Origin of the sequence: Nocardiopsis changdeensis (assembly GCF_018316655.1) — a bacterium.
In the GTDB taxonomy this organism is placed as follows: domain Bacteria; phylum Actinomycetota; class Actinomycetes; order Streptosporangiales; family Streptosporangiaceae; genus Nocardiopsis; species Nocardiopsis changdeensis.
The window spans coordinates 1771559-1791694 of sequence record NZ_CP074133.1 but is presented as its reverse complement, the minus strand read 5'-3'; the positions used below and the strand labels follow the sequence as shown (position 1 = coordinate 1791694).

The window sequence follows — 20136 nt, the reverse complement described above, 5'->3', positions numbered from 1 at the left end:
CCCTCGGGGTTGGTAGGAAACCTACGTAAAGAACGGCTCGGAGTGAAGTAAACCACTCCATTTTGTGTCTGAGCTGTTAGGGGACGCCGCCGGACGGGCCCGGGAACCCCGGTGCCGCAGGGGTTTCCGGGGCTCCGGCGAGGTGCGCGCCGAAGGAGGGCCCGCCTCCCCCGACCCTCGCCCCGGAGCCCCGTGCCCCCTACTCGGAGAGGCCGGTCACCTGGCGCAGGGTGGAGATGAGCTCGGCGCGCTTGTACACCGCCAGGCCGATGGCGGCGGAGAAGGCGGCGAGCATGTGGACGTAGACCATGGGGTCGCCGCGGGTGAAGCGCTCGGCGGCCTCCTCCTCGCCCACGGTGTGGGCCTCCCAGGCGGTGGAGACCGCGAACTCCAGCTCCGGCGGGAGCATCTCCGCGACGGTGCGGGCCACGGCCTCTCGGGAGTCGGCGGGCTTCCACACCACTCCGGTCTCCTGGACCCGGCGGCCCAGGAACGCGGAGATGACGCGCAGCTCCGACTGCACCGCCCCGGCGTCGTCGGCCGCCCGCGGGATCACCCGCTCCAGCTCGTCCCGGTTGCGGTCGGCGTAGGCCGCGATCAGGTCGATCGCGGTGCGCTTGACGTGGTCCGGCTGGTCCGGGACGAGGGGGCCTTCCCCCCCGGCGTTCTCGGTCACGGGCACTCCTCGTAGGGTCTCGCGTCCATGATGCCGTGCCGCGGGCCGCGGCGGGGCGCGGACAGGCCGGGATCGCCGCGGGCGAACGGCGTTCCCGGCCCCGCCTCCTACTGGAACCGCGGGCGCAGCGGCATGCGGGCGTCGGTGCCGTCGAGCTTGACGCCCAGGATCTGGTGGAGCTGCACCACGTTCCGCTCGAAGCCGAGCACGCACCCGGCCATGTACAGCCGCCAGACCCGGGCGGTGCCCTCGCCGACCTCGGCGACCGCCGCGTCCCAGTTCCGCTCCAGGTTGGCGCCCCAGTGGCGCAGGGTGAGCGCGTAGTGCTCGCGCAGGTTCTCCTGGTGCCGGATCTCGAACCCGGCGTCGTTCATGGCCGTCTGGATCTGCCCGGGCCCCTCCAGCTCGCCGTCGGGGAACACGTAGCGGTTGATGACCCCGTCGGTGTCCATCGGGGGCAGGTCGTTGCGGGGCCGGGTGATGCAGTGGTTGAGCAGCCGGCCGCCCGGCACCAGCTTGTCGTTCAGCGACGAGAAGTAGGCGGGGAGGTTGCGGGCGCCGATGTGCTCGGTCAGGCCGATGGAGCTGATCCGGTCGAAGCCGCCGTCGGGGACGTCCCGGTAGTCCATGTGGCGGACCTCGGCCAGGTCGGACAGCCCCTCCTGGGCGATGCGCTTGGCCGCCCACTCGGCCTGCTCCTTGGACAGGGTGACGCCCAGGGCCTTGACCTTGTGCTCGCGGGCGGCGTGCATGACCATGCCGCCCCAGCCGCAGCCCACGTCGAGCAGGCGCATGCCCGGCTCCAGGCCGAGCTTGGCGGCGACCAGCTCGTACTTGCGGAACTGGGCGCTCTCCAGGGCGCCGTCGTCCGCCTCCACCCGGTCCAGGGCCCCGTCGGCGTCGTCGAAGACCGCGCAGGTGTAGGTCATGGACGGGCCCAGCACCAGCTCGTAGAAGGCGTTGGAGACGTCGTAGTGGTGGTGGATGGCCTCGGCGTCGCGCTGCTTGGAGTGGCGCCAGCCCAGCCCGGCCAGACGGCCGCGCGTCACCTCCTGGGGCGGCGGGGCGACCCGGTTGACGAACTTGACCCAGCCCACGGAGCGGGCGATGGCCGCCAGGTCGCGGGCGGACACGTTGAACCCCTCCGCGAAGACGAAGTCGGACATCCGCCGGAGGATGGTGTACATGTCGCCCTCCACCTCCAGGTGCCCGGAGACGTAGGCGCGGGTCAGGCCCAGCGCGTTGGGCGACTGGGCCAGGTAGTTGACCGCGACCGGGGTGCGCACGTGCAGGTGGACGTCGCTGCCCGGGTCTCCGGAGGCACTGCCGTCGTAGGCCGTGAAGCGGATGGGCGCGTCGGGTCCCACGACGCGCTCGAAGATCTCGGCGAGCCGCATGTTCTTCTTTCCCTTCCTCTCGCGGACGCGGCCCACTCCGCGGGTCGCCTCCCGTTCGCGTGCGGTGTCATCCATTGCGTACGCACTTGGCGTACAGGTCGAGCAGCCTCCCCCGGGGGTCGTAGGTCTCCTTGAGGTCGGCGTAGACGGAGCCGTTGTAGAGGCGCCAGAACTCCTCCTCGGTGTAGAAGGAGTCGGAGTACAGCGACTTGTGGCCGCCGAGCTCGGCGACGCGCTCCTCCACCCGCCGGTTGTGGTGGGCGCGGCGCTGGCCGGGCTTCATGTCGACCATGCCCCAGAAGCCGAAGTTGACGTAGAGGCGGTCGTTCTCCAGGGGGTAGAGCGGCCACACGTGGCCGCCGGGCCCCAGGTCGGCCCGGCGCGGCTCCTTCAGGCGCATCGGGCAGATCCACACCGGGGTCACACCGATCTCCTCGTGGAAGAAGTCGAGGAACTCGGCCCCGCGCTCCACGCCCACCTCGATGTCCTGGATGAGCGGTTCCTGGGGGCGGCGGCCCCGGTAGTGGTTGAGCAGCCGGGAGAAGGCGGTGCGCCGGTCCCAGGCCACCACCCTGCGGTAGACGTCGGAGCGCTTGAGGGAGCGCGGCCACAGGGAGCGCACCACCGGGTTCTGCACGCCGAGGGCGCGCGAGCACCAGAACCAGTCGGTGTCCCAGCGCCACAGGTAGTCGTGGACGGTGAGGTAGTCGCCCGGGCCGTTGTCGGCGTTGGCCTGGATGGAGCGGTAGTAGATCTCCTGGCCGGTGTAGTCGCTCGCCCAGGGGGCCCGGTCGGTGAAGCGGGCCACCGTCAGGTACAGCTCGTCGCGGGAGAAGGCGACGCCGTCGACGAAGTCGACCGGCTGTCCGTCGTGGGAGCGGTCGTCGCAGATGCGGGCCAGGGCGTCCATGGCCTCGGCCGCGTCGTGGAAGCGCAGGTGGCGCAGGTGCACGTACGGGGAGACGGGTTCCAGCTCGATGCGCAGGCGCAGGCTGTAGCCGAGGGTGCCGTAGGAGTTGGGGAAGCCGTGGAAGAGGTCGGCGTGGGCGTTGTCGCGGGTGGCGGTGACGATGTCGCCGGACCCGGTGAGGATCTCCATCTCCTGGACGGCCTCGTGCGGCAGGCCATTGCGGAAGGAGGAGGACTCGATGCCCATCCCGGTGACGGCGCCGCCCAGGGTGATGGTGCGCAACTGGGGGACGACGGTGGGCATGAGCCCGTGCGGGAGCGTGGCGGCGACCAGGTCCTCGTAGGTGGTCATGCCGCCGACGTCGGCCAGGCGCTCGACGGGGTCGATGGAGATGACGCCGGAGAAGGCGGAGACGTCGAGGGCGGGCGCGGAGGTCGGCTCGCGGAACCGGAAGAGGTTGGAGGTGGGCTTGGCCAGCCGGACCGGCGCGTCGGCGGGCAGGGACCGGTAGTCGCGGCGCAGGCGGTTGACCGCTGCGATGTGCCGGGCCAGCCCGATGTCGCCGCCGGAGGCGGTGTCGCTGTTCGTTCCCTGCCGTTGAGGACTCATCCCTGATCCCGTTCCCGGTCGTGGCGCGCGCGAGTGAGGCACAGCGTGGAACGGTCGGATCCGGTCGCGGTGGGCCGGAAGTGACCGATCCCCTCAGTTCTACCTATCGGTAACGAAGGAGACCACCCCATTTATGTCGTGTCGCGGTGGAAACGGCCCGCCCCGGGGCCGCGCCGCCGGTCAGGGCGGTGGGTCGGGTGGGGGACGGGGGCCCGCGGATAGGATCGGGGTTCATGCGCATCGCTGTCGTAGATTCCGGAATCGGCATGCTGTCCACCGCCGCGGCGCTGTTCGCCGCCCGGCCGGACGCCGAGCTGTACCTGTCCATGGATCCGGACCACATGCCGTGGGGGCCGCGCACCCACGACGAGATCGTCGAGCGCGCCCTGGCCGGCGCCCGGGCCGCCGTGGACGCGGCGGGGGGCGATGTGGACGCGGTGGTGGTGCCGTGCAACACGGCGTCGGTGCACGGGCTGGCGGAGCTGCGGGAGCGGTTCGAGCCGGGTGTGCCGGTGGTGGGGACGGTCCCGGCGATCAAGCCCGCGGCGGCCGCGGGCACGCCGATCGCGGTGTGGTCGACCGAGGCGACGACGCGCAGCGAGTACCAGCGGCGGCTGGTGGAGACCTTCGCCCGGGGCGTGGACGTGACGCCGGTGGCGTGCGTCGGGCTGGCGGAGGCGGTGGAGTCGGCCGACCCGGGACGGATCGCCGACGCGGTCGCCTACGCGGCGGAGCGCACGCCGGGCCGGGTGCGCGGGATCGTGCTGGGGTGCACGCACTACGACCTGGTCGGTGAGGCGATCACCGAGGCCCTGCGGGCCCGGTCGGGCGCCGCGGCCGGGGTGGAGCTGTTCACCGCGGCGGACGCCGTGGCCGCGCAGACGCTGCGCCGTATCGGAGCCGCCGGAGACGCCGGGGCCGCGGGGGCCGGCGGGGGCCGGGTGCGGGTGCTGGCCAGCGGCCGCCCGGCGCGTCTGCCCGCGGCCGCCCTGGCCTATCCGGCCGGCCGGGCGCTGGCCGCCGGGGAGCCCTCTCCCGCCCGTTAGTCCGGACGGGCCCTGCCGCGGACGGGGCGAGGCCCGCGGCGGGTCGGTGTCGGCGGGTCAGCTGTGCGGGGTGAGCACGGCGGCGCGGTCGGCGGCCAGGGTGCGGACCAGGTCGCGCACGCCCGCGGTGTCGTTGTCGTGCAGCAGGGTCTCCAGCAGGGACAGCGCGGCGCGCTGGTCGCCGGGCCGTTCGCGGACGTGGCGCCACTGGGGCTCGGTGGCGGCGTCGGAGAGCATCAGAGTGCGGCCGACCTGGCCCAGCGCGGTGAGCAGCAGGGTGTCGTGCGGCCGGTGCTCCAGCGCGGCGTTGACCTGCTCGGCCTGGTTCTCCGGGTCGACCTCCTCGGCGGGCTGGGCGCGCAGGAAGTCCAGGATGCGGTCGGGCGGGGCCAGGGGGCGCACGGCCGGCATGGCGGCGATCATGGCGTGGACCTCGGCGAGGTCGCCGCGGATCTCCCCCGTGTTGGCGAGGTCGCCCATGAGGCGTTCGGCGCGGCGGGCGGAGCAGCCCGCCACCCACAGGGCGCCGCGTCCCACGGCCAGGCGGGCCGCGGCCAGGGCGAGCTCGGCGCCGCGCCGGGGCGCGCCCACGCGCTCGAAGTAGCGGGACCAGGTGGTGACGCGCACGCCCAGCCGCCAGTCGTTGCGGACGATGCCCTGGCAGACCAGGTTCTCCACCGCCTCCACCCAGGCCGGCCGCAGGGACGGGTGGGCCTCGGCCTCCTCCACGGTGGGCAGGGGCGCCACGGCGTCGCGGGCCGGGCACTGGCCCAGGCGGGCCAACCAGGACAGCAGCCGGGCGCGCTCGAACCGGATCCGGCGGCGCAGGGCGGGCCTGCGCGGGTTGTTCGGCTCCAGTGCGAGCTCGGCCTCCATCCGGTCCAGCACCTCCAGCGCCTGGGTGTGCGCGTCGCGGTGGCGCAGGGCTCGGACCAGGGTGAAGATGCCGTCGGCGCCGAGCAGGGCGGGGCCGGTGGCGGTGTGCTCGTAGCGGCGCAGCTCGGTCTCGGCGCGCTCCGGGTCACCCTCGTCGATGAGCAGGTGCACCCGGGCCAGGGTGAAGGCCGGCCAGGCGGGGGTGCGCTCCCACCCGGCGAGGTTGCGCGACGACAGCAGCTCGCGGCGCAGGCCGACGGTGCCCGCGGCGTCGACGTTGGCGTGGCAGCGGACCAGGGTCTCCAGCGCGGAGACCGGCAGCGGCCCGTGGGCGTGCGGGCCCGGCGCGTCCTCGGCGGCGGCCACCGCGCGGGGCAGCGCCCGGCCGCCCTCGGCCAGGGCCGAGACCCGGACCGCCAGCGGCCAGTGGGCCAGGAAGAAGAGGGTGGCGGGGCCGAACACCCCGGGCACCTCGGCGTTCTCGGCGCCCGCCTCGGCCACCAGGCGGCGGGCGGTGCGCAGTGCGGAGCGGGCGACCGCCTCCACTTGGACGGCGTCACCCGCCTCCGCCAGTTCGGGCAGGCCGACGACGGCCTCGGCCAGCTCGGCCTGTCCTGCGTTGGCGAGTCGGCGTGCGGTCTCCCCCGCCCACGTCCACATCGGCATCATCGTCTCCCCCTGTAGTGCCGTGGGAACAGAACGTAGCAGCCGGTGTGCGGGCCTGTCCGGAAAACGCGTGAAACCGGTGCAGGACAGGCGGTCGAGGCCTCTGATCATGAAAGTCGCATCGATAGACTCGGGGCCACCCGACCGCACTACCTCTGTTAGGGGACAAGGACACCGATGGGATGGCGAGACCGCTTCGGTTTGCGCAAGGCCAACCGTTCCGGCAAGGCCCGGTTCGACCGCGCCACCGAGGACGGTGACATCAAGGCCCTGATCGAGTTCGCGCAGAGCAGGGTGGGCGTGGAGTTCTTCGTCGAGCCGGAGACCTTCGCGACCCAGACCACGGCGGTGGCGGTGGCCACCGACGGCGAGTGGATCCGGCGCCGCTGCGGCTCCCCCGCGGTCATCCGCAAGGTGGCGTCCAAGCGGGGCATCCCGGTGTACGACGTGCAGATCATGGGCTACCCCCAGCGGATGCGGGACTGGAGCGCCCGCAACAAGAACGGTCGGTCCCTGGACTGATCCCGGCGCGTCCCGATCCCCCCTCCCCCCGACCGGATCCATGAGACGTAGGTCACCTTGCATGCGTGCTCGGCGTCCCCGCCCTCCCCTGCGGACGGGGACACGCCCGGACGAAGGAGGTGAGAACGGACACGTCGAGAACCGGGACCTGCCCACGCGAAACCCGTCACCGGGTCATTTTGGGCATTGATGACGAGTCCTTGCCGCGACTTCCTCACCGAACGGGTTCCCTAACGACCCGCATCCGTCGCATACTCACCTGGGAGGGGGGACTCTGATGAAGCAGGATCTCACGGCCCTGTGCTGCGAATGCGGCACGATTCGCGAGGTGAGCGACTACCAGAGTGTCGGCGAGGCCCAGTCCGCCTACGGACTGGCCCGGTGCGTCGTCTGGCGCAAGTGCCGCACCTGCAACCGTCGCACGTACCACGCCTACCTGCGCGCCGACGAGGACCGCGACGAGCTGGAGGACGCCCTGCGCCTGGACGGCGCGCTGGCCGCGGAGGCCCTGGACGAAGAGGTCGAGCAGCTGCGGCTGTGCGGGGTCGAGGTCGGCCACGCCCCCGTCCCCGCCATCTGGGACGGGCAGTCCGTGGGCATGGTGACGCAGCGGCTGACCGACCGCGCGTACTCGATCGTGCTGGACCCCGAGGCGTCGGTGGTCTCCCGGCTCAAGCTCATCGACATGATGTGGAACGAGCTCCTGGTGGGAGAGCACGACGACCGCTGGTTCATCCAGGAGGCCGAGAACGACTCCCCCGGGTACGCGGTCCGGCTCTTCGGCTACCGCACCCGCGGCTGACACGGACGTGCGACGGCCGGGCGCCCCGAGGGCGCCCGGCCGTCGCCGTGTCCGGGGCCGGTCAGGCCGCCGGGGCGGCGCGGCCCGAGAGCCGGCGCAGCGCCGACCGGGCCACCTGCGGGTCGGTGGTGCCCCAGTACGGCGGCAGCGAGGCGCGCAGGAACCCGCCGTAGCGGGCGGTGGCCAGCCTCGGGTCCAGGACCGCGATGACGCCCCTGTCGTCGGTGGAGCGCAGCAGGCGCCCCGTGCCCTGGGCCAGCAGCAGGGCGGCGTGGGTGGCCGCCACCGATAGGAAGCCGTTGCCGCCGTGGGCGGCCACGGAGCGCTGGCGGGCCGAGGCCAGCGGGTCGTCCGGGCGCGGGAACGGGATGCGGTCCACGATCACCAGCGACAGCGACGGTCCCGGCACGTCCACCCCCTGCCACAGCGACAGGGTGCCGAACAGGCAGGCGTTCTCGTCCTCGGAGAACCGGCGGACCAGCTGGCCGGTGGAGTCCTCCCCCTGGCACAGCAGCGGGTGGTCCAAGCGCTCGCGCAGCTCGTCGGCGGCCTGCTGGGCGGCGCGCATCGAGGAGAACAGCCCCAGGGTGCGGCCGTCGGCGGCCTCGATGAGCTCGGTGATCTCGTCCAGGTAGGCCGGGGAGAGCCCGTCCCGGCCGGGCGGCGGCAGGTGGGCGGCGACGTAGAGGATGCCGCTGCGGGCGTGGTCGAACGGGGAGCCGACGTCCAGCGCCCGCCACCGGGGCTCGCCCGCGGCGCGGTGCGGGCCGTCCTCGGCGTCGTCCCCGCCGGTCGCGGCGGCGCGCTCGGCCTCCGCCCGCTCCTGGCCGACCTCCCGGCCCAGCCCCCACTGGCGGGCCAGCGAGGAGAAGGAGCCCCCCAGGGTGAGGGTGGCGGAGGTGAGGACCACGGTGCGGTCGCCGAAGAGCTTCTCGCGCAGCAGCCCGCCCACGGCCAGCGGGGCGACGCTCAGCGCGGGGCGGCGCCCCGGGGTCTTGGTGAGCCACACGACGTCGGTGCGGTCGCGCAGGGCGGGCTCGAAGGACTCCAGGACGCGCACCGCGGTGTCGTGGACCTCGTTGAGGGCGGCCAGGGCCAGGCGGCGCTCGCTGGCGGCCTCGGCCTCCTGCTCGCCGGGCGAGGGCCCGATGGCGGTGACGCACGCCGCGGCGGCGTCGCGGACGACCGCGACCGCCCCGGCCAGCCCCTCGTCGATGTGGTCGATGCGCCCCTCGGGGGCGTCGGCGAACATCAGCGCCAGGCCCTCGCCGGCCTCGGTCAGCCGCTCGGCGACCATGGGCTCGATGAGGCGGCCGGCGCGTTTGGCGGCGACGGTGACGGTGCGCTCGGCCAGGGTGCCGGTGGCCACGGAGGTGGCCCGGTCGACCAGCTCGTGGGCCTCGTCGATCATGATCGTGTCGTGCTCGGGCAGGATGTGGTTGCCCTGGGTCATGTCGATGGACAGCATCGCGTGGTTGGTGACCACCACGTCGACGCCCTTGGCCTCCTCGCGGGCGAACTCGGCGAAGCACTCCTGCCCGAAGGGGCAGATGCGGGCGCCCATGCACTCGTTGGCGGACACCGAGACCTGCCGCCAGGCCAGGTCGGTGACGCCCGGGACCAGCTCGTCGCGGTCGCCGGTGGCGGTCTCCTCCGCCCACTCGTGCAGGCGGGCCACCTGCTTGCCCAGGGAGGACAGCTGGCGGGGGTCGAACAGCTCGGCCTCGTCGGAGTCGTCGGCCGCGGTGTGCAGGCGGTTGCGGCACAGGTAGTTGCGGCGGCCCTTGAGGACGGCGAACGTGGGCTCGCGGCGCAGCAGGGGCTTGAGCGCCCCGGCCAGCCGCGGCAGGTCGCGGTCGATGAGCTGGTTCTGCAGGGCGATGGTGGCGGTGGAGACCACGACGGAGGTGTCCTTCTCCATCGCGCGCCGGATGGCCGGGACGAGGTAGGCCAGGGACTTGCCGGTGCCGGTGCCCGCCTGGACGACGAGGTGCTCGCGTCTGTCGACGGCGTCGGCGACGGCCGCCGCCATCGCGGACTGGCCGTCGCGGCGGCGGCCGCCCAGGGCGGCCACGGCGGTGTCGAGCAGGGTCGGGACGTCGGGGAGATCTGCCACGGATCGACAGTACCGGCCGCCGGGGACGGACCGGGCCCTGTCCACAGGCCCGGCCCGCCGCGGGTCACCCGAGCTCGCGGAGCAGCTCGTCCAGGGCGTCCATGGACTGGCCGAGGCCGTCCTCCATGCCGGAGGCGATCATGCCGTCCCGGTCCTCGACGCTCTGGTAGACGGAGACGTTGGTGTAGAGGGTGCGGCCGTCCCCGGCGTCCTCCAGGGTCATGGTCTCCATGGCCACGTGGCCGGGCATGCCCTCGAACTCGAAGGTCTGCACGACCCGCTCGGGCGCGGTGACCTCGTGGTAGACGCCGCGGAAGGCGTACTCCTCGCCCTCGGCCCTCTCGACGAACCGCCAGCTGCCCCCGGTGCGGGGCTCGGCGTGGTCGATGACGGTCTCGGAGGTGGGCAGCCCCCACCAGGCGGCCAGGTGCTCGGGCTCGGTCATGGCCCGGAACACCAGCTCGCGGGGGGCGTCGAAGCTGCGCTTGATGACTATGTCCTGCCGGCCGGGCTCGGCGATGATCTCGAGGTCGCTCATTGTCCTTCTCCCTGGTTCTTCGCTGCCTGTTCCCTGATCCTGCTGATCTCGGCGTCCAGCCTCCCGAAGCGGTCCTCCCAGCGGCCGCGGTAGCGGCCGAGCCAGTCGGAGACCTCGCGCAGCGGCGCGGTCTCCAGCCGGCAGGGGCGCCACTGGGCCTCCCTGCCCCGGGTGATGAGCCCGGCGCGTTCGAGGACCTTCAGGTGTCGCGAGATCGCCTGGAGGCTGATGGGGAACGGCTCCGCGAGTTCGTTGACGGTCGCCTCGCCCTCGGCCAGCCGGGCGAGCAGGGCCCGCCGCGTCGGGTCGGCCAGAGCGGCGAAGGTGAGACTCAACGGGTCGTCCGCCATCCGTGTATTCAACCTCCTCGTTGATCAACCGATGTGTTGATCATCGCATCCGGCACCGACAGAACGGGGAGCGGTACGGTCTCCTCCCGGCAAAATCTCGAAAGGGGTCCCGGGGTGTCCTTCACGCCGAGGGGGAACCGGCGGGGAGGGAGGGCGGCCGCGTTCCAGGGCGGCCGGCGGCCGGAGCCGCGGGGGCGGCCGTCCCGGCCGTTCCGGCGGCGAGCAGGTTCAGGGCGTCGGCGGAGGCGACGTCCTGCGGGGTGTAGATCTCCAGCCGGTGGTCGGGGCTGTCCGGCTGGATCCACACCTGGTAGTCCACGTCCACGTCGCCCAGCACCGGGTGGCGCAGGTTCATCGGCCCCGTCGTGCAGTCCGCGACCTCGACCCGCGCCCACAGGGACGCGAACTCCGCGCTGTGCATCATCAGCTCGCCGATCAGCTCCGCCAGCCGGCCGTCCGTGGGGTACCGGCCGCTGGCCAGGCGAAGGTAGGCGACGTGGGCGCGGGCCAGCTCCTCCCGGTTGCGGTACAGGTCCCGGGTGTGCGGGTCCAGGAAGAACAGCCGCGCGTTGGTGGGGCGCCGGGACGGCTCGTCGGGGGCGCCGAAGTCGACGTGTTCGGCGAACAGGGCGTGCCCGGTCCGGTTCCACGCCAGCACGTCGCCGCGGCGGCCCCACACGATCGCCGGAACGCTCTCGCCCAGCGACCGCAGCAGGGTGAGCACCCGGGCGTCCGGGCGCTCCGGCCGCGGGCGGACCATGCGCAGGGCGGCGGGACGGCGGGCGAGGTTGTGCAGGTGGGCGGTCTCGTCCGCGTCCAGCATCAGGACCCGGGCCAGGGCGTCCAGGACCTGGGCCGAGGCGGTGCCCGCCTGGTCCTGTTCGAGGCGGGTGTAGTAGCCGGCGCTGACCCCCGCCAGCTGGGCCAGCTCCTCGCGGCGCAGGCCCGGGACGCGCCGGGCGGTGCCGTAGGTGCGCAGGCCCACGTCGTCGGGGGTGACGCGGTCCCGCCGGGTCTTGAGGAAGGCTCCGAGGCTGTCCGTTCTCATGCCCCGAGCGTAGGCGGCGGGCGGGCCGGCGTGCCTGCACCTGCCGGGTGTACCCACGGCGGGTGTCTGGTCGCGGCGGCGGGGCGGCGGCACTGTTGCCGCCATGGGAACGAATCGAGAACGAACGACCGCACGGACCTGGTTCGGCCTGCTGGTCGTGCTGGGGCCGGTGCTGCTGGTGGCCATGGACGCCTCGGTGCTGTACCTGGCGATGCCGCGGGTGATCGCGGACCTGGAGCCGGGGGCGGACCAGGCCCTGTGGATCCTGGACTCCTACAGCTTCGTGGTGGGCTCGCTGCTCATCGCGTTCGGCAACCTGGGGGACCGGTACGGGCGGCTGCGGCTGCTGATGATCGGGGCCGCGGTGTTCGGCGCCGGCTCGGTGGGGGCGGCGCTGTCCCCCACGCCGGAGGTCCTCATCGGGTTCCGGGTGCTCATGGGGCTGGGCGGGGCGACGCTGCTGCCGTCCTCGCTGGCGGTGATCGGCGAGCTGTTCACCGACCCGCGGCGCCGGGCGCAGGCGATCGGGGTGTTCGCGGCGACGTTCGCGGCCGGGTTCGCCGTCGGGCCGGTGGTGGGCGGGATACTGCTCAGCCGGTTCGACTGGGGGTCGGTGTTCCTGATCAACGCGCCGGTCGTGGTGGCCTTCCTCGTCCTGGCACCGCTGGTGCTGCGCGAGGTGCGCGCCGGGCGGCCCGGCCGGGTGGACGCGGCGAGCGTGGTGCTGTCGGCGGGCGGGCTGCTGCTGGCGGTGTACGCGGTCAAGGGGATCGCGGCGCACGGGGTCTCGGCCGTGACGGTGGCGACCGGGGTCGCGGGGGCGGCGCTGCTGGTGTGGTTCGTACGGCGCCAGCGCACCCTGGCCCACCCCCTGGTGGACCTGGGGCTGTTCCGGGACCGGGTGTTCGCCCTCGCCATCCTCACGAGCGTGTCGACGCTGGTGGTGTGGGCGGCGTCGATCTACCTGACCGGGGTGTACCTCCAGTCGGTGCTGGGGCTGCAGGTGCTGACGGCGGCGCTGTTCGCCCTGCCGGGGGCGGCGGTGCTGACCCTGAGCTCCATCGGGACACCGGTGCTGGTCCGGTGGATCGGAGCCCGCCCGGCCCTGATCCTGGCGCACGCGAGCATGGGCGCGGGCCTGCTCCTGCTGCTGGCGCTGGCCTCGGACGGCGGGGTGGTGCCCTACGTCGCGGCGACGATGGTCGCGGGCGTCGGGTACGGGATCTCGTTCAGCCTGGTCGCCGACATCGCGGTGTCGGCGGCGCCCCGGGAGCGGGCGGGCGCCGCGGCCGCCATGGCCGAGACCGGGAACGAGATCGGGCACGCGCTCGGGATCGCCCTGCTGGGGTCGCTGGCGGCGTTCGTGTTCCGGCTGCTGGGGCCGGGCGCGGCGGGCACCCTGGACGAGACGCTCCGGACTCCGGGGCTGACGGCCGCCGCCGCGGACCAGGCCCGGGAGGCGTTCGTGACGGGCCTGCACGTCACCGTCGCCGTGGGCGGACTGCTGGCTCTGGGGCTGGCCGTGCTGGCCGTGCGCCTGCTCCCCCGGTCCGCGCCGGCCACCGAGGCGCCCGAGCCGGTCACCCGCTGAGCCGCGGCCGGGGGTGGCCCCGGCGGGCGCGACGAGGACGACCCTGCCGGCGCGTGGAACGCGTGGGCAGGGTCGTCTCGGAGTCGAACGGGCCCGACGGGACGTCACCCGAACCCGTGGGGCGAAGCCCCGCATCGGGAGACCGGGGGTCGTCCCCCGGCGGAAACGACGGAACGACCTTGCGAGGCGGACGAGATCCACCGGACAAGGTCGTTCCGGAGTGAAGTGGAGCTATGGGGATTCGAACCCCAGACCTCCTCCATGCCATGGAGGCGCGCTACCAACTGCGCCATAGCCCCGTGCGGGTGCCGCCCGGGTCTCCCCGGCGACATGGTCGAGTCTATCGGATCGCGGGGGGTGCCGTGACCCGGCCGGGTGTCGGGCGGCCCACACCGCCCGCCACCGGCGGGGGTCAGCGGACCCGGACGGGCATCGGGTAGACCTGCCCCAGGCCGAAGCAGCCGGCGACGAGCAGTGCGGTCACGGCGATGAGCAGTACGTCCCACCGGTCGGCCCTGAGGTGGGAGAGGCGGATGCGGCGCCCCGCCGGGTGTTCGGCGGCGTAGGTGAACCCCTTGGTCTCCAGCGCCTCCACGGTGGTGCGGGTGCGCTTGGCGGTGTTGAGCATCAGGGGGTAGAACGCCGCCACCACGGTGGTGGCCAGCCGCACGGCGGCCCGCCACCCCAGGAACCCGGGCGGGGGCGGCGGTGCCGCGCGCAGCCGGTACCCGTCGACGACGGTGTGGAACTCCTCCATCAGCACCGGCAGCATCCGGTACCCGTAGCTCACCCCGAACGCGACCATGGCGGGCGCGTGCAGGGCCAGCAGCGCGTCGGACAGCTTCTCCGGGTCCAGGGACACGAACGCCGCCATGCTGGCCAGGCTGACGGTGGCGAGCTTGAGCGTGAGCTCGGACAGTGCCAGCACGGTGCCCAGGTCCCCGCCGAAGAACCAGGACGCGACCAGCAGGTACACGCTCTCCAGCACGAACCCGATCAGGAACAGCCCGAGGATGAGCGGCCCGACCCGGCTGAGCACGACGGCGGCCGCGCACACCAGGAACAGCCCGGCGAGCACGGTCAGGTCGTGGGTGAGCCAGGGCACCACGGCGAAGACCAGGTACCACCCGATGACGAACCGGGGGTCCCGGGAGGCGAGCAGTCCGCCGCGGGTGGCGTAGGCGGTCCGCAGGAGTTCGAGTTTGACCCACTCGACGGAGAGGGTGTCCCGTTCCCTGCGGTGGCGTTCAGCGGCGGCCATCGGCGGTCCCCTCGGTGATCGGGCGGCGGCCGAGGAGGTCGGCCACGGACAGGGGCGGCGGTTCCAGCCCCAGTTCCAGGCCGAGCCGGACGACCTGGGGCGGGACGAGTCCGGCCGCGGCCATGAGCCCCGGGTCGGAGAACAGCGCCGCCGGGGCGGTGTCGGCGGCGATCCGGCCGCCGTCCAGGACGACGACCCGCTGCGCCCAGGTGGCGACCAGGTGCATGTCGTGGGTGGCGACGACGGTGCAGCGGATGGTGTCGGCGAGCGCGTCGAGCATGGCGATGACGGCGTCGCGGCTGGCGGTGTCGAGGCTGGAGGTGGGCTCGTCCAGCAGCAGGAGGGCGGGCCGCACGCCCAGTCCGATGCCGAGGGTGGCGCGGCGCTGCTGGCCGCCGGAGAGCAGGCGCCCGTCGCGGTCGGCGAGGCCGGTGAGCCGGATGCGCTCCAGGATGGTGTCCACCAGCGCGTCGGTGTCGGGGACCCCGCGCGCGGCGGGGAACATGGCGATGTCCTCGCGCACGCTGTCCTTGAGGAACATCTGCTCGGGCCGCTGGTACAGGTGGCAGACCCGGTGGGCGAGGTCGGCGGGCCGCACGGTGCGGGTGTCGACGCCCTCGACGCGCACGGTCCCGGCGCGGGGCACCTTGAGGCCGGTGAGCAGGCGCAGCAGGGTGGACTTGCCCGCCCCGTTGCCGCCGACCAGGGCGACGCGCTCGCCGGCGCCCAGGGTGAGGTCGACGCCGCGCAGCACTTGCGTGAGCCCGCCGCCGACCTCGCGGTACCCGTGGTGGACGCCGGAGAGCTCGGCCACGGCCTCCCCCGGCGGCGGCGCCGGCGGCGCCGGGGCGGCCCCGCCCAGGGGTACCCCGCGCAGTGCCCGCGCGGCCTCGGGGACGGTGAGCGGGACCGGTGCCCCGGGGGCCAGGGCCCGCACCGCCCGGGCGATCTGCGGTGCGGGGATGCCGTGCCGGTCGAGTTCGTCGTGCCGTTCCAGGGCCTCGCGCACCGGCAGGTGCCACACCGGTGCGCCCTCGGCCATGAGGACCACCGAGCGGGCGTACCGGGCGACGAACTCGGCGTGGTGCTCGATGACGACGACGGTGGTCCCCCGCCGGGCGTTGAGGTCGGTGAGCGCCTCGTAGATCCGTTCCGCGCGGACCGGGTCGAGTTCGGCGACGGGCTCGTCCACCACGACGACCTCGGGCCGCAGCGCCAGCACGGAGGCGAGCGCCACCAGGTGCTGCTGCCCGCCGGACAGCTGCCAGGTGAACCGGTCGGCGAGGTGGGCGAGGCCGAGCAGCTCCATGGCCTCCTCGGTGCGCTCGGCGTGGTCGGCGAGCCCGAAGTTGACGGGCGCGAAGGACACCTCGTCGCGGACGGTGGGCCGCACCAGCTGGTTGCCGAAGTCCTGGTAGACGTAGCCGACCAGGTGGGACAGGGCGGCGACGGAGGCGGTGCGGGTGTCGGTGCCGCACACGCGCACGGTCCCGTCGAAGTCGCCGGACCAGTAGTGCGGGACGAGCCCGTTGAAGGTCTTGCACAGGGTGGTCTTGCCGGAGCCGTTGCCGCCGATGACGGCGGTGATGTCGCCGCGTTCGACGCGCAGGTCCACGCCGGTGAGGGTGTCCCGGGCGGCGCCCGGGTAGCGGAAGCGCAGCCCCTGGACCTCGACGGCGGGTGCGGCGGGGTCGCCGCCGCTCACCGCGGCCCCTCCCCGTCCCGGACGTCCTGGGCGGCGCGCTCGCGCCGGGAGTGGACGACGAACCGGACCGCCATGACCGCGGCGGCCAGCACGATGGCCGCGGCCGACGCCCCGATCCACAGGAACCGCTGCCCGTACCGGTCGATGAAGTCGGGCTGCCATACCCCGAAGTTGTCGAAGATCTCGGAGGTGAACGCCGCGATCATCGACACGAACGCCAGCACCAGGGCCAGCAGCAGGAACGCGCCGGTGCCGCGCTCGGCCAGCGCGTGGGGCCGGGCGGGGTCGCGCGGGGCCAGTCCGAGCAGGGGCTCGATCCTGCCGTACAGCCGGGGCGCCAGCGCCATCGCGGGCAGGGCGCCGAAGAGGATGCCGCTGATGACCAGTTCGGTGGTGAACCCGACCGCCTCCAGCAGCAGGATCGACTCGGGCAGGCCGGGCACGAACTCGGCGTCCTCGACGCCGACCATGACCTTGCCGATGTCGACGACGGCCGACAGGAGCTTGTCGACGAACACGACGGTGACCCCGGCCAGGAACAGCTGCCCGCGGCGGCGCGGGTCGCGGACCAGGCAGCCCGCGATGTACACGCCCAGGAACATCTGGAGGTACCCCTCCAGCTCCCCGATGCCGGAGAAGTCGCCCATGAGCAGGTCGACGAAGACGATCTCGCCGAGCGGGGCGCCCAGGGCCGCGTAGAGGGGGTGGAACAGGGAGGCCATGACGACCGGGACGAAGGCCAGGTAGGACACGGACAGCTCGACCGGGCCGAGCCTGACCGCGGGCAGGACCTCGGTGATGATGTTGGCCAGGCCGAACAGCGTCATGCTCAGGACGAAGACCATGAGCTTCTGGCCGGAGTTGAGCGCGGGCGGCCGGGACGGCTCCCGGACGTCGGGGGGCCGGGGGGTGGGGGTGGCCATGGTGGGTGACCTTTCGGGGGGAGGGGGAAGGGGGTCTCTCAGGTGGCGAGGGGCACCGGGGTGCCCGTCCACAGCCGGAGCAGGTCGCCCGTCTCGTCGATGACGTGGTCGGGGCGCAGCAGCGGGTCCCGGCCGGTGCGCGCGGCGTCGATGCGCTCGTCGGAGGCGGAGCCGCCGCGCACGATGACCGCGGTCCCGACTCCGGCCCGGCGGGCGGCGGCGGTGTCGCGCCAGGGCTTGTCGCCCACGAACCACGCGCGCGCCGGGTCGGCGTCCAGGGCGGTGAGGGCAGAGCGGACGGTGGCGGGGTCGGGTTTGCGGTGGCCCAGCTCGTCGGAGTAGACGTGGGCGCCGATGAGGTGGGCGATGCCGAACCGGTCGAGTTCGTCGCGGACGGCGCGCCCGCAGACGGTGTTGGAGACGACCGCGACGGGGATGCCCCGTTCGGCGCAGTGCTCCAGGACCTCGCGGACGCCGGCGCGCATCCGGGCCAGGCTCTTGGAGTCGGCGTACTCCAGGGTGAGCTGCGCGGATTCGGCGTACAGGAAGGCGCGGACGCGTTCGGGCAGGTCGCGGCCGACCATGTCGTGCCAGAACGCGCGCGGGGTGATCTCGGGGATCGGCCCGTCCTCGTCGTGCCCCGCCTTCCAGTCGCGGTAGCGGTCGCGGCCGGCGCGCACCAGGGCCAGCATGTCCTCGGTGGTGGCGGCGTAGCCGACGCGTTCCAGGCGGCGGGCCAGGGAGGCGGCGAAGTCGCGCTGGACGTCGGGGGTGGCGCTGGAGACGGCGATGACCCCGCCCTGGTCGAGCAGGAGCGCGCCGGGCTCCCCGGGGTCCGGGGCGCGGCGCGCCGCGGCGGGGCCGTGCGCCCGGGGCCGGACCACCCGGACCGGGTCCTGTTCCGTGTCCTCTCCGGCGGTCCGTGCCGGGGCGGCGTCGGCCGCCCGGGCCGGGACGCTGTGCCAGAGCGGGTCCACCAGCCCCTCGGGGGTGTCGAAGACCGCGTCGGCGCTCTCCCGTACCGGGTAGGGCGGGGTGTCGGTGTGGTGGTGGCGGGTGAGGACGACGGCGGCCGCCCCGGCCCTGCGCCCGGCGACCACGTCGCGGTCCTGGGTGTCGCCGACGTACCAGCAGTGCCCGGGATCGGTGCCCAGGGCGCGGGCGGCCAGGGCGATCATCTCCGGGTGGGGCTTGCGGATGCCGACCTCGTCGGAGTACACCTGCACGCCGATGGCGTCCTCCAGCCCGGCTTCGCGCAGCAGTGACCGGTGGGCGCGGCCGGAGTGGGCGTTGGAGACGATGCCCACGCGCACGCCCAGGGTGCGGGCGGCGTGCAGCAGGTCGCGGATGCCGGGGCGGAGGCGGTGCTCGGAGAGCAGGGTGGACATGTCGGCCAGCAGCGGGCCCGCGCTGCCGGCGAGGGTCTCCCGCACCGGGTCGGGCAGGTCGGAGGCGAGGAAGTCGGTCCAGATCTCGCGGTGGGTCAGCTCGCGCGGGGTGCGCCGGCGGCCGGCGGCGTTCTTCCAGTCCTTGAGCGCCGCCAGGCCCGCGTCCAGGGAGGCCCGCAGCTCCGCGGCGGGCACGTCGTGCCCGGCGCGCAGCAGGGTCTCGCGCAGGTGCAGGGCGACGGCGGCGCGGCCCTCGGGCGGTTTGCGGGTCTGGAAGACGACCCCGCCGAAGTCCAGCAGCAGGGCCTCGGGGCGTCGGCGCAGGGCGGGGATCGGGTCCAAGGTGGCTCCTGCCGGTCGGGGCCCGCCGCGGCGGCCCGGAGAGTGCGTTCACCGGTGACGGTAAACAGGGGCCGGAGCCGGGGGAAGGACTTTCGGTGGCCGGTCGGGAAACGGGTCTGGAACGTTCCAGTCGATGGCGGGCGAGGCACTCCGATCCGGGACACAATGGTCGTTGTGACAGGAACCAGACCCGGGCGCCGTCCCACCATCGTCGATGTCGCCGCGGCCGCCGGGGTGTCCAAATCCCTGGTGTCGCTGGCGCTGCGCGGGGATCCCGGTGTGAGCGAGGAGACGGGGGCGCGCATCCTGGCCGCCGCCGACCGGCTCGGCTACCGCTCCAACCGCCTGGCCCGCGGGCTGGTGCAGGGGCGCACGATGATCCTGGGCGTGCTGCTCACCGACCTGGCCAACCCGTACCACACGGAGGTCGTGGCGGGCGTGGAGGAGGCCGCGGAGGGCCGCGGGTTCACGGTGCTGCTGGCGCACGGCCGCCGCGACCGGGGGCGGCTGGAGCACCAGCTGGACTCCCTGCTCCAGCTCAACGTGGACGGGGTCGTGGTGGTGAGCTCCTGGGTGGGCGCCGCGGCCCTGGCCGACGCGGCGCGCAGGGTGCCGGTGGTGATGGTGGGGCGGCCGCGGGAGTTCGCCCCGGGGGTGGACACGGTCGCCAACGACGACGAGGCGGGGGCGCGGGCGGCGGTCCGGCACCTGCTGGAGCTGGGCCACACGCGGATCGGGCACCTGTCCGGCAGCGGCAGCCCGTCGTCGCGCTCGCGCGAGGCCGGGTACCGGGAGACCATGCGGGAGGCGGGGCTGGCCGGGGAGGCGCTGGTGCACCCGGTGGGCGGCGACCGGGAGCGCGCGGCCGCGGAGCTGCTGGCGCGGGGACCCGGCGCGGTGTTCGCGGTCAACGACCTGGCGGCGCTGGCGGTGCTGGACCACGCCCCGCCGGAGGTGTCCGTGGTGGGCTACGACAACACGTCCCTGGCGGAGGTGACCCGCCCCCGGCTGACCAGTGTGGACCAGCCGCGCGCGATCATGGGGAGGCTGGCCACCGAACTGCTGTGGGAGCGCATGGGCGGCCGCACCGGGGACCGGCACGAGGTGCTGGCACCGGAACTGGTGGTGCGCGATTCCACCGCGCCGCCCGGGGAACGGCGAGGAGGCGGTACGCCATGACGGATCCGGTCGACGTCCTGCGGCGCTGGGAGGAGCACGGGGGTGTGTGGCGGGTGGTCGCGCGCACGGACTCCGAGGTGACGGTGTCGCTGTGCCGGTGCGACGGCGGCGAGGAGGCGGAGCGCCTGGTCTCGGGCGATCCCGGCCTGTTGGCCTTCGTGGACGCGCACGGGTGAGGACCGCGGCCGCCC

18 protein-coding genes and 1 tRNA gene are annotated in these 20136 nt (G+C 74.0%); 6 read left to right on the top strand and 13 right to left on the bottom strand.

Annotation, left to right across the window (positions count from 1 at the left end; translation table 11 throughout):
* Positions 1-199 precede the first annotated feature (199 nt).
* From KGD84_RS08310 to KGD84_RS08300, 3 genes are all read right to left on the bottom strand, one after another.
* Positions 200-682, bottom strand: coding sequence for a hypothetical protein (locus KGD84_RS08310; protein WP_220559680.1), 483 nt, complete (start codon positions 680-682; stop codon positions 200-202).
* Positions 683-783: 101 nt separating this feature from the next.
* Entirely contained in the window at positions 784-2073 is a 1290-nt protein-coding gene (locus tag KGD84_RS08305) for an SAM-dependent methyltransferase (RefSeq protein ID WP_220565617.1), read from the bottom strand.
* Between the two features lie 67 nt (positions 2074-2140).
* Complete coding sequence (locus KGD84_RS08300; protein ID WP_220559679.1) at positions 2141-3592, bottom strand: FAD-binding oxidoreductase; 1452 nt, start codon at positions 3590-3592, stop codon at positions 2141-2143.
* A 233-nt stretch (positions 3593-3825) separates the two neighbouring features.
* Between KGD84_RS08300 and KGD84_RS08295 the strand changes: the two genes are divergently transcribed.
* Positions 3826-4638 carry a glutamate racemase gene (locus tag KGD84_RS08295; protein WP_220559677.1) on the top strand — a complete coding sequence of 271 codons (813 nt, stop codon included), beginning with the start codon at positions 3826-3828 and terminating at the stop codon, positions 4636-4638.
* 57 nt (positions 4639-4695) lie between these two features.
* Here the strand turns inward: KGD84_RS08295 and KGD84_RS08290 are convergent, their stop codons facing one another.
* Positions 4696-6180 (bottom strand): hypothetical protein, encoded by a 1485-nt coding sequence (locus KGD84_RS08290; protein ID WP_220559676.1) that lies wholly within the window; start codon positions 6178-6180, stop codon positions 4696-4698.
* 177 nt (positions 6181-6357) lie between these two features.
* On the opposite strand from KGD84_RS08290, the gene KGD84_RS08285 reads away from it, so the two are divergent.
* Positions 6358-6702, top strand: coding sequence for a hypothetical protein (locus KGD84_RS08285; RefSeq protein WP_220559675.1), 345 nt, complete (start codon positions 6358-6360; stop codon positions 6700-6702).
* A 277-nt stretch (positions 6703-6979) separates the two neighbouring features.
* Positions 6980-7504, top strand: a complete 525-nt coding sequence (locus tag KGD84_RS08280) for a DUF6315 family protein (RefSeq protein WP_220559674.1) — start codon at positions 6980-6982, stop codon at positions 7502-7504.
* 61 nt (positions 7505-7565) lie between these two features.
* On the opposite strand, the gene KGD84_RS08275 is transcribed toward KGD84_RS08280, so the two are convergent.
* The 4 genes from KGD84_RS08275 to KGD84_RS08260 form a co-directional block, all read right to left on the bottom strand.
* Positions 7566-9620: an ATP-dependent DNA helicase gene (locus tag KGD84_RS08275; protein WP_220559673.1), complete on the bottom strand. Its 2055-nt coding sequence runs from the start codon at positions 9618-9620 to the stop codon at positions 7566-7568.
* A gap of 64 nt (positions 9621-9684) precedes the next feature.
* Positions 9685-10158: an SRPBCC family protein gene (locus KGD84_RS08270; RefSeq protein WP_220559672.1), complete on the bottom strand. Its 474-nt coding sequence runs from the start codon at positions 10156-10158 to the stop codon at positions 9685-9687.
* On the bottom strand, positions 10155-10508 hold the full coding sequence (locus KGD84_RS08265; RefSeq protein WP_220559671.1) for an ArsR/SmtB family transcription factor: 354 nt from the start codon (positions 10506-10508) through the stop codon (positions 10155-10157). The genes KGD84_RS08270 and KGD84_RS08265 overlap by 4 nt, the downstream gene beginning before the upstream one ends.
* 121 nt (positions 10509-10629) lie before the next feature.
* A complete protein-coding gene (locus KGD84_RS08260; RefSeq protein WP_220559670.1) occupies positions 10630-11556 on the bottom strand; it encodes a helix-turn-helix transcriptional regulator in 927 nt (308 codons plus the stop codon).
* Positions 11557-11659: 103 nt separating this feature from the next.
* Between KGD84_RS08260 and KGD84_RS08255 the strand changes: the two genes are divergently transcribed.
* A complete protein-coding gene (locus KGD84_RS08255; RefSeq protein ID WP_255646403.1) occupies positions 11660-13147 on the top strand; it encodes an MFS transporter in 1488 nt (495 codons plus the stop codon).
* Positions 13148-13373: 226 nt separating this feature from the next.
* Here KGD84_RS08255 and KGD84_RS08250 read toward each other — a convergent pair.
* The 5 genes from KGD84_RS08250 to KGD84_RS08230 all read right to left on the bottom strand — a co-directional run bounded on the left by KGD84_RS08250 (position 13374) and on the right by KGD84_RS08230 (position 18766).
* Positions 13374-13446, bottom strand: a tRNA-Ala gene (locus KGD84_RS08250).
* A 113-nt stretch (positions 13447-13559) separates the two neighbouring features.
* Positions 13560-14408, bottom strand: coding sequence for an energy-coupling factor transporter transmembrane component T family protein (locus tag KGD84_RS08245; RefSeq protein ID WP_220559668.1), 849 nt, complete (start codon positions 14406-14408; stop codon positions 13560-13562).
* Positions 14395-16113, bottom strand: a complete 1719-nt coding sequence (locus KGD84_RS08240; protein ID WP_255646402.1) for an ABC transporter ATP-binding protein — start codon at positions 16111-16113, stop codon at positions 14395-14397. The genes KGD84_RS08245 and KGD84_RS08240 overlap by 14 nt, the downstream gene beginning before the upstream one ends.
* Positions 16110-17036 carry a DUF8171 family membrane protein gene (locus tag KGD84_RS08235; protein ID WP_255646401.1) on the bottom strand — a complete coding sequence of 309 codons (927 nt, stop codon included), beginning with the start codon at positions 17034-17036 and terminating at the stop codon, positions 16110-16112. The genes KGD84_RS08240 and KGD84_RS08235 overlap by 4 nt, the downstream gene beginning before the upstream one ends.
* 38 nt (positions 17037-17074) lie before the next feature.
* On the bottom strand, positions 17075-18766 hold the full coding sequence (locus KGD84_RS08230) for an HAD family hydrolase (protein ID WP_220559666.1): 1692 nt from the start codon (positions 18764-18766) through the stop codon (positions 17075-17077).
* A 174-nt stretch (positions 18767-18940) separates the two neighbouring features.
* Between KGD84_RS08230 and KGD84_RS08225 the strand changes: the two genes are divergently transcribed.
* Both KGD84_RS08225 and KGD84_RS08220 read left to right on the top strand, forming a co-directional pair.
* Entirely contained in the window at positions 18941-19945 is a 1005-nt protein-coding gene (locus tag KGD84_RS08225) for a LacI family DNA-binding transcriptional regulator (RefSeq protein ID WP_255646400.1), read from the top strand.
* Positions 19942-20121, top strand: coding sequence for a hypothetical protein (locus KGD84_RS08220; RefSeq protein WP_220559664.1), 180 nt, complete (start codon positions 19942-19944; stop codon positions 20119-20121). Before KGD84_RS08225 ends, KGD84_RS08220 begins: the two co-directional genes overlap by 4 nt.
* The last annotated feature ends 15 nt before the right edge of the window (positions 20122-20136 follow it).

Bases quoted from the DNA above. Each gene is read 5' to 3' on its own strand.
- KGD84_RS08280 (WP_220559674.1), top strand. From the start codon at position 6,980: ATGAAGCAGGATCTCACGGCCCTGTGCTGCGAATGCGGCACGATTCGC.
- KGD84_RS08300 (WP_220559679.1), bottom strand. From the start codon at position 3,592: ATGAGTCCTCAACGGCAGGGAACGAACAGCGACACCGCCTCCGGCGGC.
- KGD84_RS08290 (WP_220559676.1), bottom strand. From the start codon at position 6,180: ATGCCGATGTGGACGTGGGCGGGGGAGACCGCACGCCGACTCGCCAAC.
- KGD84_RS08265 (WP_220559671.1), bottom strand. From the start codon at position 10,508: ATGGCGGACGACCCGTTGAGTCTCACCTTCGCCGCTCTGGCCGACCCG.
- KGD84_RS08260 (WP_220559670.1), bottom strand. From the start codon at position 11,556: ATGAGAACGGACAGCCTCGGAGCCTTCCTCAAGACCCGGCGGGACCGC.
- KGD84_RS08235 (WP_255646401.1), bottom strand. From the start codon at position 17,036: ATGGCCACCCCCACCCCCCGGCCCCCCGACGTCCGGGAGCCGTCCCGG.
- KGD84_RS08285 (WP_220559675.1), top strand. From the start codon at position 6,358: ATGGGATGGCGAGACCGCTTCGGTTTGCGCAAGGCCAACCGTTCCGGC.
- KGD84_RS08295 (WP_220559677.1), top strand. From the start codon at position 3,826: ATGCGCATCGCTGTCGTAGATTCCGGAATCGGCATGCTGTCCACCGCC.
- KGD84_RS08305 (WP_220565617.1), bottom strand. From the start codon at position 2,073: ATGCGGCTCGCCGAGATCTTCGAGCGCGTCGTGGGACCCGACGCGCCC.
- KGD84_RS08255 (WP_255646403.1), top strand. From the start codon at position 11,660: ATGGGAACGAATCGAGAACGAACGACCGCACGGACCTGGTTCGGCCTG.
- KGD84_RS08270 (WP_220559672.1), bottom strand. From the start codon at position 10,158: ATGAGCGACCTCGAGATCATCGCCGAGCCCGGCCGGCAGGACATAGTC.
- KGD84_RS08245 (WP_220559668.1), bottom strand. From the start codon at position 14,408: ATGGCCGCCGCTGAACGCCACCGCAGGGAACGGGACACCCTCTCCGTC.
- KGD84_RS08220 (WP_220559664.1), top strand. From the start codon at position 19,942: ATGACGGATCCGGTCGACGTCCTGCGGCGCTGGGAGGAGCACGGGGGT.